This is a genomic window from Tardiphaga sp. (assembly GCF_028290785.1).
GTDB lineage: Bacteria > Pseudomonadota > Alphaproteobacteria > Rhizobiales > Xanthobacteraceae > Tardiphaga.
In genome coordinates this window covers 18,751-31,921 of record NZ_JAQGJD010000016.1, presented here as the reverse complement: position 1 = coordinate 31,921, position 13,171 = coordinate 18,751, and the positions used below count along the sequence as shown (strand labels likewise).

General features: G+C 64.9%; 13 protein-coding genes. 10 read left to right on the top strand and 3 right to left on the bottom strand.

The annotated features are described in order from the left end of the window. On the bottom strand, positions 1 to 1,262 hold a 1,262-nt coding region (locus tag JWR89_RS00920; RefSeq protein ID WP_299710561.1), incomplete at its 3' end, for a Plug domain-containing protein. A gap of 291 nt (positions 1,263 to 1,553) precedes the next feature. Beyond that, positions 1,554 to 2,195 carry an HD domain-containing protein gene (locus tag JWR89_RS00915; protein WP_299710558.1) on the bottom strand — a complete coding sequence of 214 codons (642 nt, stop codon included), beginning with the start codon at positions 2,193 to 2,195 and terminating at the stop codon, positions 1,554 to 1,556. 189 nt (positions 2,196 to 2,384) lie between these two features. Here JWR89_RS00915 and JWR89_RS00910 point away from each other — a divergent pair, with 189 nt between their 5' ends. From JWR89_RS00910 to JWR89_RS00895, 4 genes are all read left to right on the top strand, one after another. Then, entirely contained in the window at positions 2,385 to 3,344 is a 960-nt protein-coding gene (locus tag JWR89_RS00910; protein ID WP_299710555.1) for a GlxA family transcriptional regulator, read from the top strand. A 96-nt stretch (positions 3,345 to 3,440) separates the two neighbouring features. Beyond that, the gene (locus tag JWR89_RS00905) at positions 3,441 to 4,190 is read left to right on the top strand and encodes an AzlC family ABC transporter permease (protein ID WP_299710552.1); all 750 of its coding nucleotides are present in this window, start codon (positions 3,441 to 3,443) and stop codon (positions 4,188 to 4,190) included. Then, positions 4,187 to 4,504, top strand: a complete 318-nt coding sequence (locus JWR89_RS00900) for an AzlD domain-containing protein (RefSeq protein ID WP_299710551.1) — start codon at positions 4,187 to 4,189, stop codon at positions 4,502 to 4,504. The genes JWR89_RS00905 and JWR89_RS00900 overlap by 4 nt, the downstream gene beginning before the upstream one ends. A gap of 174 nt (positions 4,505 to 4,678) precedes the next feature. After that, on the top strand, positions 4,679 to 5,353 hold the full coding sequence (locus JWR89_RS00895; protein WP_299710548.1) for a TetR/AcrR family transcriptional regulator: 675 nt from the start codon (positions 4,679 to 4,681) through the stop codon (positions 5,351 to 5,353). A 182-nt stretch (positions 5,354 to 5,535) separates the two neighbouring features. On the opposite strand, the gene cycA is transcribed toward JWR89_RS00895, so the two are convergent. Further along, on the bottom strand, positions 5,536 to 5,937 hold the full coding sequence (gene cycA, locus JWR89_RS00890) for a cytochrome c-550 CycA (protein ID WP_299710546.1): 402 nt from the start codon (positions 5,935 to 5,937) through the stop codon (positions 5,536 to 5,538). A gap of 195 nt (positions 5,938 to 6,132) precedes the next feature. Here cycA and JWR89_RS00885 point away from each other — a divergent pair, with 195 nt between their 5' ends. The 6 genes from JWR89_RS00885 (at position 6,133) to JWR89_RS00860 (ending at position 13,065) form a co-directional block, all read left to right on the top strand. Next, positions 6,133 to 7,626, top strand: coding sequence for an FAD-linked oxidase C-terminal domain-containing protein (locus JWR89_RS00885; RefSeq protein ID WP_299710543.1), 1,494 nt, complete (start codon positions 6,133 to 6,135; stop codon positions 7,624 to 7,626). A 193-nt stretch (positions 7,627 to 7,819) separates the two neighbouring features. After that, positions 7,820 to 9,058 (top strand): FAD-binding protein, encoded by a 1,239-nt coding sequence (locus tag JWR89_RS00880; protein WP_299710541.1) that lies wholly within the window; start codon positions 7,820 to 7,822, stop codon positions 9,056 to 9,058. Then, positions 9,055 to 10,368 (top strand): glycolate oxidase subunit GlcF, encoded by a 1,314-nt coding sequence (glcF, locus tag JWR89_RS00875; RefSeq protein WP_299710538.1) that lies wholly within the window; start codon positions 9,055 to 9,057, stop codon positions 10,366 to 10,368. Before JWR89_RS00880 ends, glcF begins: the two co-directional genes overlap by 4 nt. A 75-nt stretch (positions 10,369 to 10,443) precedes the next feature. Further along, complete coding sequence (locus tag JWR89_RS00870) at positions 10,444 to 11,061, top strand: hypothetical protein (RefSeq protein WP_299710536.1); 618 nt, start codon at positions 10,444 to 10,446, stop codon at positions 11,059 to 11,061. Positions 11,062 to 11,503: 442 nt separating this feature from the next. After that, complete coding sequence (locus JWR89_RS00865) at positions 11,504 to 12,487, top strand: TorF family putative porin (protein ID WP_299710533.1); 984 nt, start codon at positions 11,504 to 11,506, stop codon at positions 12,485 to 12,487. Positions 12,488 to 12,552: 65 nt separating this feature from the next. After that, entirely contained in the window at positions 12,553 to 13,065 is a 513-nt protein-coding gene (locus JWR89_RS00860; RefSeq protein ID WP_299710531.1) for an HPP family protein, read from the top strand. Positions 13,066 to 13,171 lie beyond the last annotated feature (106 nt).

The window sequence follows — 13,171 nt, the reverse complement described above, 5'->3', positions numbered from 1 at the left end:
TCGATGCTGCCGCCGACCACGAAGTGGTTGCCGTGGCCGAAGATCCTGTCGTCATTGGTGGCCTGCAGCGATCCGCCGTAGGTATTCGAATTGGTGCTGGTGCGATCGATGGTGCCATAGGGCACCGGCGAGCAGGTGTTGCCGGAGCCGGGCGGGCAGGGGATCGGCTGGTTGTTCTGGTCGAGGATGGCGAACTGGTTGCGGAACGCCAGCGCCGCGGCGCCGGTGAACGGCACAGGGCGCGGGAAGCCGTCGTCCTCCAGGCAGAGCCGGTTGGCGAAGGATGACGAGGCGCTGCAGCGCTCGACGTTGCCGTCATTGCCATCGACATGGTCCTGCCTGAAGAACCGGCCGTACAGGTTGCCCTGCAGCGACCAGGTGTCGGTGACGGCGTATTTGCCGTTGACGCCGACCAGCGCCATCTTGTTGTCGGTCGTCTGCGGCGTGGTGTAGATCGAGCTCCAGTCGCGCGCCAGCAACTGCACCGGCGTGGCCGCCGCGACCCCGAACGAGGTGTTGGCCACGGCGCCATAGAGATGGAATTCAGCGCGGTCGTCGCGATAGCCGATGTCGCCGTAGAAGCGGCCAAGTTTCGCCGGCGAGGCCTGCCGCCAGCCGTTGTCGGTCTGGCCTTGCGCCGCGATGTAGATGCCCCAGTTGCCCATCTCGGCGCCGTATTGCAGCCCGCCCTGGCCGCGGCCGTAGGAACCGCCCTGGCCCTCGACCTCGAGGCCCTTGTAGGTGAACCCGTTCTTGGTCTGCAGGCTGATGGCGCCGCCGAGTGCGTTGAGGCCGAACACCGGGTTGTTGGTGAAGATGTCGGCGCGCGAGATCGCGTTGGTCGGGATCAGGTCCCAGTTCACGGTGTCGCCGAAGGATTCATTGAGGCGGATGCCGTTCATGTAGACGGCGATGCCCTGCGGCGTGCCCTGCAGCGGCGACGCGGCGAAGCCGCGGTAGCGGATTTCCTGCTGCGCGCCGTTGCCGTTGGGATCCGACAGCGACACGCCGGGCACGCGCTGGAACAGGGTGTCGGTGATGTTCTGCGAATAACTGCGCTGGAAGTCTTCGGCGGTGACCGTCGAGGTCAGCGACGGGATCTTGTCGCGATCGACGCCGGGGCCCTGCATCGGCGTGTTGGAGATCACCTGGATTTCCGGCAGCCGCTCCTGCGCCGATGCGCCTGCTGCTCCGCACGCGATGGCCGCCGCCGAAACCAGCAGCGAGCGCTTCGCCGCCGTCGATAAAAATCGAATGCCCATCGTTCCCCCCGATGTCTTCTCGCGTCTCTGCGCGCGTTGCTCGAAGACTGCGGGAGGTGGTGCGCTTTCGCAAACAGAAATACCGTCGCGGTGTCGGGAAACTTTAGCGGGAGCGTCGGGAAAAAGTCCCGCTGCAGTGCGATATAGTTGCGGTTGCGTGGCAGGGTCCGCACTTCAGACGGCGAAGTGAGCTGGAGTGCAGACCCGGAACTCAGAGCTGTGGATCACCATATCGAGGTTCCGGGTTCACTCGCAGCTAAAGCTGCTCCAGCCCCGGAACGACAGCGCTAATTATTCCTCCCACTTTGAACCCAAGATCACGCTGCAAAAGTTGCCGCGCTTGTAGCGGGGGTCGCGCAGTTCGAGCACGTCGGCCTTGACGTTGCCGAAAGTGGTGTCGGGCTTGTCGATGGTGCCCTTGGCGAAAGCATCGATAATGCCGTTCTTGAAGTCGTGGCCGCGCGGATGGCAGGCGCAGACCTCGTGGCGCTGCACGGCGCTGAAAGCATCGAAATCGAGCCCCAGCACATCCATCTCGACGCCAGCGGTGACCAGCGCCACCACCGGCCGCTTGTGCTTCGGAATACCGGGCGTGGTGTGAAGCGCGATCGAATCCCAGACATCGTCGATGTCGCGTTCGTCGAGATGGCGGCTGCGCAAGAAATCCGCCGCCGCATTGGCGCCATCTACCTCGAAGCGCTCATCCTGGCTGGCATAGGGCGCTTGTAGGCCCATGTCGTGGAACATGGCGCCGACATAGAGCAGTTCGGAATCCACCTCGAGGCCCTTGCGCTGTCCGGCCAGCGCGCCGAACAGGAACACGCGGTTGGAATGGTGATACAACAGCTCGGTCTCGGTATCGCGCACCAACTGATCGACCTCTCGGGCGAGCTGGCTGTCGGGGACGGCGATGCCGGCGATGATCTTGCTCATGGGACGCTCCTGAAAATAGAAGGGATTATCGATGCGTCCTGTGTGGTCCCGCTTCTGCCTCGCAGCAATCGAACCGCTCCCCGCAAAACCGCCATTCGCCCGTGGTTTTCTGCCGGATCGTCGCCTTCTGTCCGGAGTGGCGAATTTGCCTGACCGCTGTCTTTCCCCGGTTGTTGAGTTGTCCTCATCATGAAAACCGTAGCGCTTGCGATCTTTCCGGGTGTCCAGTCGCTGGATGTTGCGGGACCTCTCGACGTGTTCATGGAGGCCAATGGATTTGTCGCGCCGGGCAGCGGCTACGAACTGACGTTGGTCGCGGCCGACCGGGCGCCGCTGCGCGCCTCCAACGGTCTTCAAATCTCCGCTGACGTCTCGTTCGACAAAGCGCAGAAATCCTATGACCTGCTGCTAGTCGCCGGCGGTCCCGGGCTCCCGGCGGCCGACGCCGATCCGGCGCTGACCGGCTGGCTCGCCGACATGGCGCCGCGCTGTCCGCGCTACGGCTCGGTCTGTACCGGCGCCTTCGCGCTCGGCCATGCCGGGCTGATCGACGACAAGACCGTGACGACGCATTGGCAGAATGCGCCGCTGTTGGCAAAGCGGTTTCCCCGGGCCCGCGTCGAGTTCGATCGCATCTACAGCCGCGACGGCGCGCTGGTGACCTCGGCCGGCGTCACCGCCGGGATCGATCTCGGGCTGGCGCTGGTGCAGGAGGATCACGGGCCGGACGTGGCGCTGGCCGTCGCCAAGCGGCTGGTGGTGGTGGCGCAACGCCAGGGCGGCCAGTCGCAGTTCAGTCCCTATCTGGTGCCGCAGCCCGAACCGGACTCACCGATCGCCCGCGTCCATGCCCATGTGATCGCGCATCTCCGGGAAGACCATCACGTCGAGGTGCTGGCCGACGTAGCGGGGATGAGCCCGCGCACCTTCGCGCGCAGCTTCAAGGAGGAGACGCGGATGACCCCTGCCGATTTCGTCGAGGGCGCCCGGATCGATGCGGCGCGCAACCGGCTTGAGGGCGGCGACCTGCCGCTCAAGGTGGTGGCCTTCGAATGCGGGTTCAGTACCGCCGAGCACATGCGCCAGGTGTTCGTGCGGCGGCTTGGGCTGACGCCGAGCCAGTACCGCGCCAATTTCCGCGCGGCGTAAACGCTACGCTGCGCCAGCGCATAGCGACTATGAGTCCGGACGGCTTGACCTGATCGAGGTCTGCTTGCACGCATGACGTCCACGCGCGGATGCTTCATGCCCCATACGAAAATCAACAAGACGCCGGCCTACTGGTCGCGTCAGGCCATCCTCCCGGGCATCGTGGCCATCGGGCCGATGCTGCCGGGCACGCTGGCGTTCGGCATGGCCTTTGGCGCGCTGTGTGCGCAGAAGCATTTTTCGCTGGCCGAGGTCCAGGTGATGATGGCCACCGTCTATGGCGGGCTGTCGCAGTTTGTTGCCGTGCAGTCGTGGCCCGACCATCTGACGCCGTCGTCGATCGCGACGCTGGCGCTGCTCACCCTCACGGTCAACATCCGCTTCATGCTGATGAGCGCGACGCTGCGGCCGTGGTTCGGCACGCTGCCGCCGTGGCAGGCCTATCCGGCGATGCTGCTGGTCACCGACGGCGGCTGGCTGGCGGCGATGCGCTACCGCGACCATGGCGGCGCCGACGCCTCATTCTATGTCGGCGGCGGCATCGTGCTGTATTTCGTCTGGCTGTTCTCCGCCATCCCTGGCTTCCTGCTCGCCGAGCAACTCACCGATCCCAGGAAATACGGCGTCGATCTGGTGATGCCGGCGTTCTATGCGGCGATGCTGGTGCCGGCGTGGAAGGGCCCGCGCCGCGCGATTCCCTGGGTGGTGTCCGGTGTGGTGGCGTTGCTGGTGCACTACGCTCTGCCGGGCTGGTGGTTCATCATTGCCGGCGCGCTGTCGGGCGCGATCTCGGCCGGGCTGATGGACGAGCCGGTGCCGCCTGCGCCTGCAGAGGTGGCGGCATGAACGAGTTCTTGCGCAGCGATGTGATGATCGCCTTCGCGGTCATGACCGCGGTCACCGTGGCCTCGCGGCTCGGCGGCTACTGGCTGATGGGCTACGTCAACGTGACGCCGCGGGTACGCCGCATGCTCGATGCGTTGCCCGGCTCGATCATCGTGGCCGCGGCGCTGCCGGTGGCGGTGAACGGCGGCGCGGTGGTGATGTTCGCCATCCTCGCGGCCATGGCCGTGACCATTATTCGTCGCAACGATTTCATCGCCGTGATCACCGGAATGGCGGTCGCCGCGGCGGCCCGGGCGGCCGGATTTGGCGGATAGGGGCCGGTTCGAAAGTCGTATCGGGCGGTGCGCGAAATACCTTGTCAACTTCTCTGAACTAGTGTTCAGTTCTTATCAGTGAGTAATCGCAAACCTCACTCAAAACCTTGAAGTCGCGCGTCTTCTTCGTTCGGCCGTCTGGCTGACACAGGGCGCCGGGGATGAGAAACGCGCATGGTTTATCGTCGGACCACCCAGGTCGTGAAGCGCCTTGCGGCGCGGCGCAGCGCCATTCTGGCAGCGGCGCGCGAGACGTGCGCCAATGGCGGCATGGCCGCGGTGCAGATTGCCCCGGTGGCGATCCGCGCCAATGTCGCCGCCGGCACGGTGTATCGCTACTTTCCATCCAAGGCCGACCTGATTTCCGAGTTGATCGCCGATGTCTCGCGCGACGAACTCGCCGCGATCCGCCGCGCCGCGGATGCCGCGCCGGGTCCGTCCTCGGCGCTGGCCGCGGCGGTGACCACGGTGGCGGTGCATGTGGTGTCGCACCGAAAGTTGTCGTGGGGAATATTGGCCGAGCCGGTTGAGGTCGATGTGACCGAGTCGCGGCTCGCCAGCCGCCGCGAGATCGCCGGCGAAATCGAACTGCGGATCAGCGCCGCGATCCGCGCCGGGCATCTGCCGGCGCAGGACACCGCGCTGGCCGCGGCGGCGCTGCTCGGCGCCTTGCATGAAGCATTGGTCGGGCCGATGGCGCCGGACAATCTCGACGACCAGGCCAAATTGCGCGACGCGGTGCAGACCGTGACGCTGCTGGCGTTGCGCGCGGTCGGCGTGATGGACGCCCGCGCCCGCGGCCTTGTGGTGCAGGCGGTGCTGCCGACCCGGATGGCGGTGGGGGCTTAGGTACTTTTTGTAGTCCGGGCGATGTCAGCAGTGTCCCCTCCCCCCTTGCGGGGGAGGGTCAGGGAGAGGGGTGCCCGGGGCGACGTCGCCTGTGGCTTACCCCTCTCCCGGCGCTTCGCGCCACCCTCCCCCGCAAGGGGGAGGGGACAAAACATGGCTGCCGTCGCGCAGGATAGTTGGTCTTACTTCGCGACGATCTTGCCGTCCTTGTCGAACTGCGAAATGAACGCCCAGAGGTCGTTGACCTCGGTTTCCTTCTTGATCCCTGCGAATGCCATCTTGGTGCCGGGGATCTTCAGCTTCGGATCCTTGATGTAGTCCTTGAACTGCGCTTCGTCCCAGGTGATGCCCGAGTTCTTGTTGGCGTCGGAATAGGCGTAGCCTTCCACGGTTCCCGACTTGCGGCCGTTGAGGCCGTTCAGTACCGGGCCGACCTTGTTCTTGGCGCCTTCGCCGATCGAATGGCACGCCAGGCACTTGTTGAAGGAAGACTTGCCGGCGGCGACGTCCTGGGCGAGCGCCAGGGATGACGTGGCGACGGACACGGCGACGATGAGCAACGCGGGGAGGGTGATCTTCATCATGGATGGCTCTTTTGTTGTTAGCTTTCCAATGCCGTTTGTTGCATGCGGGACCATTGCGGCACAAGCGCAGCAACGGCGGGAACAGCCGCAGTCCCATCATGCTTTGGTGAGCTACCCAAACCCGCCCAGACGTGCTTGATTCCGCAATAACAGATCTCGTCCGCGACAAGGACGGCCCTCGCGGGAGTTGACGACATGACCATCATGATGCCAGCCGCCGATCAGGCCGTGCTTGCGCGCCGCGACACGATCGTTGCTGCGCTGCGGGCGATCGTGCCGGGCGAGGGCGTGATCTCCAGCGCCGCCGAGATGCTGCCCTACGAGTCCGACGGGCTGATGGCCTATCGGCAACCGCCGATGGTGGTGGTGCTGCCGGACACCACGGAACAGGTTTCCAAAGTGCTGCGCTACTGTTTCGACAACGGCATCAAGGTGGTGCCAAGGGGCTCCGGCACCTCGTTGTCCGGCGGCGCACTGCCGCTGGCGGACGCGGTGCTGCTGGGCCTGGGCAAATTCAAGCGCATCCGCGAAATTGATTTCGACAACCGCGCCGTGGTCACCGAGCCCGGGGTCACCAACCTCGCGCTCAGCCAGGCGGTGGCGCATGCCGGCTTCTATTACGCGCCGGACCCGTCGTCGCAGATCGCCTGCTCGATCGGCGGCAATGTCGCGGAGAATTCCGGTGGCGTGCACTGCCTGAAATACGGCATGACCACCAACAACCTGCTCGGTTGCGAGATCGTGCTGATGTCCGGCGAGATCATCAAGGTCGGCGGCAAGGCGGCGGAGCCGTCGGGCTATGATCTGATGGGCATCATCACCGGCTCCGAAGGGCTGCTCGGCGTCATCACCGAGGTCACCGTGCGCATCCTGCAGAAACCGGAGACGGCGCGCGCGCTGATGATCGGTTTTGCCGAAGTGGAAGAGGCTGGCAAATGCGTCGCCGACATCATCGGCGCCGGCATCATTCCCGGCGGCATGGAGATGATGGACAAGCCCGCAATCCACGCCGCCGAAGCCTTCGTCCATGCCGGCTATCCGCTGGATGTCGAAGCGCTGCTGATCATCGAACTCGACGGCCCCGGCGTCGAGGTCGATGAGTTGATCACGCGCGTCGAGGCGATCGCGCTGGGCTGCGGCTCGACCACCTGCCAGATATCGACCTCGGAGAGCGAACGGCTGCTGTTCTGGTCCGGCCGCAAGGCGGCATTCCCCGCGGTGGGCCGGATCTCGCCGGACTACCTGTGCATGGACGGCACCATTCCGCGCGCCGCCTTGCCGCTGGTGTTGCGCCGCATGAAGGAGATGTCGGCGAAATACGGGCTCGGCGTCGCCAACGTGTTTCACGCTGGCGACGGCAATCTGCATCCGCTGATCCTGTACGACGCCAACAAGCCCGGCGAGCTGCAGCGCGCCGAGGATTTCGGCGCCGACATCCTGCGGCTGTGCGTCGAGGTCGGCGGCGTGCTCACCGGCGAACACGGCGTCGGCATCGAGAAGCGCGACCTGATGCCGGAGATGTTCAGCGAGATCGACCTCAACCAGCAGCAGCGGCTGAAATGCGCGTTCGACGCGCAGGGGCTGCTCAATCCCGGCAAGGTGTTTCCGACGCTGCACCGCTGCGCGGAGCTGGGACGCGTGCATGTGCATGGCGGGAAATTGGCGTTTCCGGAATTGCCAAGATTTTGATGATGAATTTGATAGTCAGGGATAGCAGCGAAGCACCGGCCGATATGCCCCCTCCCCCCTTGCGGGGGAGGGCCGGGGAGGGGGGTAGCCACGAGCGACAGCGTCTGTGGCTCACCCCCCTCCCGGCGCTTCGCGCCACCCTCCCCCGCAAGGGGGGAGGGGAAAAACAATTCAAACTTGCCGTGGGGCAATCGTGGACATCCTGAAAGTACGCGACGCGCTCGACGTCGAAGCCGCGGTGCGTGCGGCCATCGCCAGCGAACAGCCGCTGGAGATTGTCGGCCATGGCTCGAAGCGCATGGTGGGGCAGCCGGTCGCCACCAACGCGGTGCTCGATCTCTCGGCGCTGAACGCCATCACCGCCTATGAGCCCAGCGAGCTGATCCTCACCGTGCAAGCCGGCGCGCCCGTCGCCGATGTGCTGTCGCTGATTGATTCCAAAAACCAGCAGTTCTCCTTCGAGCCCATGAACACATCGCGTCTGCTCGGCACGCCCGATATAGGCACCATCGGCGGCATGATCGCGGCGGGGCTGGCCGGGCCGCGCCGCATCCAGGCCGGCGGCGCGCGCGACCATCTGCTCGGCGCGCATGCGGTGTCCGGCTTCGGCGACAGCTTCAAGGCCGGCGGCAAGGTGGTGAAGAACGTCACCGGCTACGACCTCTGCAAGCTGCTGGCGGGATCGTGGGGCACGCTGGCGGTCATGACCGAGGTGACGCTGAAGGTGATGCCGCATGCCGAGAGCGAGCGCACGCTGCTGCTGCGCGGGCTCGACGATATCAAGGCCAACAAGGCGATGACCGCGGCGCTGGGATCGCCGTTCGACGTCTCCGGCGCGGCGCATCTGCCCGGCTCGGCGTTGCGTACGACCCAGGGTCCGCTCGGCGAGATAGCGGCGGCCGATGAGTCCGTCACGCTGCTGCGGCTCGAGGGCATTACGGTGTCGGCGAAGCATCGCGCGACGTCGCTGGCGACGGTGCTGTCCGCCTATGGTGCGGCGGAGATCGTCGAGGACGGCGCATCGGCCGCTTTGTGGGCGGATATCCGCGACGTGGTGCCGTTCGCCGCCGATGGACCGCGGGCGCTGTGGCCGGTGTGGCGCATCGTCTGCCCGCCGGCCTCGGGCGGCGCGCTCGGGCAGGGCTTGGCAAAAGGCTCGCAGGGTGAGGTGATCTACGATTGGGGCGGCGGGCTGATCTGGGCGGCGCTGCCGCCATCGGCCGATGCCCAGGCCGCGCAGCTGCGTAAGCTGGTCAACGCCGCCGGCGGCCACGCCACGCTGGTCCGCGCGCCCGAGGCGGTGCGGCGTGGGGTGGACGTGTTCCATCCGCAGGCCCCGGGCCTCGCCGCGCTCGGCGAGCGGGTACGCAACAGTTTCGATCCCCGCAACATTCTCAATCGCGGCCGGATGTCGCGCGGACCTATCGCATGAAAACCGACTTTACGCTGACCCAGCTCGCCAATCCCGATATCGCCGAGGCCGACAAGATCCTGCGCGCCTGCGTGCATTGCGGCTTCTGCACCGCGACCTGCCCGACCTATGTGCTGCTCGGCGACGAACTCGATAGCCCGCGCGGCCGCATCTACCTGATCAAGGAGATGCTGGAGAAGGACGCGAAGCCGACCCAGGAAGTGGTCAAGCATATCGACCGCTGCCTGTCGTGCCTGGCCTGCATGACCACGTGCCCGTCGGGGGTGAACTACATGCACCTGGTGGATCAGGCCCGGGTCAAGATCGAAAGCGACTACACGCGGCCGTTTACCGAGCGGGCGCTGCGTTCGGTGCTGGCCCTGGTGCTGCCGCGGCCGGGGCTGTTCCGTCTCAGCATGCAACTGGCGCGGCTGGCCCGGCCGCTGGCGGCGCTGCTGCCATCGACACGCCAGCAGCCCAATCCGAACCTGCTGAGCCGGCTGAAGGCGATGCTGATGCTGGCGCCGAGCGCGCTGCCGGCGCCTGGGCCCGCGGGTGGCAGCGTGTTCCCGGCGATCGGCCCGCGGCGTGGCCGGGTGGCGTTGCTGCAGGGCTGTGCCCAGCAAGTGCTGGCGCCGCGCATCAATGAGGCCGCGATCCGGCTGCTGACCCGGCACGGCGTCGAGGTGGTGCTGGTGCGCGACGAGCAATGCTGCGGTGCGCTGACCCATCATCTCGGCCGCGACCAGGATGCCCTAGCGCGGGCGCGCGGCAATATCGGCGCCTGGCTCGGCGAGGCCGATCGCGGCGGCCTCGACGCCATCCTGGTGACGGCGTCGGGCTGCGGCACGGTGATCAAGGACTATGGCTTCATGCTGCGCGAGGACCCGGAATTCGCCGCTCCCGCGGCGAAAGTGTCAGCGCTCGCGAAAGATATCACCGAATACGTCAGCGCCATGAATCTCCCTGCAGCGCAGGCTCAAAGCAATCTTGTCGTGGCCTATCACTCGGCGTGTTCGCTGCAGCACGGCCAGAAAATCACGCAAGCGCCCAAAGAATTGCTTTCCAAGAGTGGATTCGTGGTGAAAGATATACCGGAGAGCCATTTGTGTTGCGGTTCGGCGGGAACGTACAACATTCTCCAGCCTGATCTTGCGCGCCGATTGCGTGATCGCAAGGTCGCCAACATCGCCATGGTCAAGCCGGATATCATCGCTGCCGGCAACATCGGCTGCATGGTTCAGATCGCCGGAGGGACGTCCGTCCCGGTCGTCCACACGATTGAGCTTCTCGATTGGGCGACAGGCGGTCCTCGGCCAGGACTGAACTGATCGACAACAGCCGCCGCGCCGACGCGGATAACTTGAACGCCTGATCGCTCGATCGGCGCCAGCAGGAGGATCACGATGGCTAAAGGCAAAAAAGATAAAAAAGACAAGAAGGACAAGAAAAACAAAAAGAAGCTTCTGACGGCGGCGAAGGCCGCGAAGAAGTCGTCCAAGAAGTCCGTCAAGAAGGCTGCCAAAAAGGCACCGAAGAAAGCAGCTAAGAAGACCGCCAAGAAGGCTGTGAAGAAAGCCGCCAAGAAGACCGCAAAGAAGACGGCCAAGAAAGCCGTCAAGAAGTCCGCCAAGAAAGCCGCCAAGAAAGCTACCAAAAAGGCTGCGCCGAAGAAGGCCGCCAAGAAGGCGGTAAAGGTTCCGGCCAAGAAGGCTGCGCCCAAGAAGGCGGCTCCGAAAAAATCCGCCAAGAAGGCTCCCGCCAAGAAGCCGGTGAGCGTTCCCGCCGAACTGATGTCGAGCACGTCGGCCCCGGTGGTCTCCGAATCGCTCCCGCCCGCCAAGCTGCCGCCGAAGCCGCGCAAGCCGCGCGCGCCCAAGCCGAAGGCGGCGGAAGCCCCTACAGCGCCGGTGTCATCCGCCCCCGAGCCCGATCCAGAACCGGTCGAAGGACACTCCACCGGCGAATCGGATCCGATCGAATCCTCCCATGCCGGTTCCCCGGATCACGACGAGCCGATGTAAAGTTCGACACCTCCGCCACGGGTGGACGGTACAGACCCAGGCCGCAGCGCTCGTCGCTGCGGCCTTTCGCTTGTTGAAAGTGTTTTGCCTGGCGATTCGGTGCGGTCGTGTCGCGCGTGGGGTCGATTCGAGGGATTTGCGACCGATACCCGGCTCAGCGGCTGTAAATTATCGAACGGTAACCCCGCACCCTGAGGTTTAGCTGACAGAATTTTCCTCTCAGCGGTATTTTCGCTCTGGAATCCCTCCAAAAATGTTGTGGTTATGCAACACCCCCAGACAACCTGTCGCAGAACGGTAAAAACGCCCAAAAAGTCGGCACTTGCTCGTTTTTTTCCCTTCACCAGTGAACCTTTGCGCCCCAGAGTTGCGACAGGTTCAGGGTTTCGCAGTATCGCCGTCTTTCGGACAAGATACTGCACTGGTTCAGATGGGGAACGTCATGAAGAAAGTAATTGTTACGGTCGCAGCGATGCTCGCAATCGGTGTGAGCTCCGCTTCAGCCGCCGATATGGCCGCCAAGATGTACAAGAAGGCCCCGCCGATCGTGGCCTTCGATCCCTGGGACATCGCCTTCGGCAGCGCGATCATGAGCAATTACGTGTTCCGCGGCATCACCCAGTCGAACGGCCAGAAGGGCTCGGTCGCAGCCTACTTCGAGCCGCGCTACAACATCACCAAGGACGTCCAGCTGTACGCCGGTGTCGCCGGTGAGAGCATCTCCTTCACCAACCGCGCTGCCATGGAGCTCGACGGCTACTTCGGTATCCGCCCGACCTGGGGCGCAGCCGCCTTCGACTTCGGCTTCTGGTACTACGGCTATCCGGGTGGCCAGTGCATCGACACCGTTCCGGCCGCGGTTTGCCCGGCTGGCTCGAACGTTGCCGGTCCCGCCTTCAACGTCATGAAGAAGGACGTCTCGTTCTACGAAGGCTACGCCAAGGTGAACTACACCTTCAACGACAACTTCTCCCTCGGTGGCAACGCCTACTACTCGCCGAACTTCCTGAACACCGGCGCTGACGGCACCTATGCTTCGGTCACCGGCAAGGCGATCGCGCCGTCGACCTGGTTCGGTTCGACCGGCATCGGCTCCTACGTCTCGGGTGAGTTCGGTCGCCAGTGGCTCGGTACTTCGGATGCGTTCTACGGTACCGCCCAGTTCCCCCGCGGCATCAAGTATGCCGACTACAACACCTGGAACATCGGCATCGGCTTCACCTACAAGGTCTTCACACTGGACCTGCGTTACTCCGACACCAACCTGTCCAAGGGTGATTGCAACGCCTTCACCTCTGACTTCACGGCTTCGGGCACCAACAACGTCACCGCGATCAACCCGGGTGGCGCTGGCTCGAGCTGGTGCGGCGCGACCGGCATCGTCAAGCTGTCGGCCGACCTGACCGCGATGACCAACCTGAAGTAAGTCCTTCGATCCAGACCAGGGGCGGCAGAGCAATCTGCCGCCCCTTTTCTTTGGGATGAACTTGGATGAGACGGGACTGGCTTGCGGCGGCGGCCACGGCGATCCGCCGCAACAACCACCGCAACGCGCTGGCCGGGGCCGTCGCCGGAGTGGGCGCCGCGCTCGCCATCGGCGCGATGGAATGGTTCTCTGCGATTGCGCACTACTCCCTCGCCATCATTCCCTTTGCGACATCCATCGTGCTGGTGATCGGATCGCCGGAAGCTGATGCAGCGCAGCCGCGCGCGCTGGTCGGCGGTCACATCGTCTCGACGCTGGTCGGGCTGTTGGTGCTGAAACTGGCCGGGCCGCACGGCTGGGCCGCGGCGATGGCCGTCGGACTGGCGGTGTTGGCGATGTATGTCACCGGCACGTTCCACCCGCCGGCCGGCATCAACCCGCTGCTGGTGGTTGCCAACAACCTGCCCTGGACCTTCCTGATCGCGCCGGTGCTGGCCGGCGCGCTGCTGCTCACCGCGTTTGCGCTGATCTGGCACCGCTGGGTGGCGCAACGATCGTGGCCACGGGAGTGGTTGTAGCGATTTAGGAATGAACGGCCTCACGACGGCGTCATTGCGAGGAGCTCTATCCTCTCCCCGTCATTGCGAGGAGCGAAGCGACGCGGCAATCCAGAAGGCCACAAAG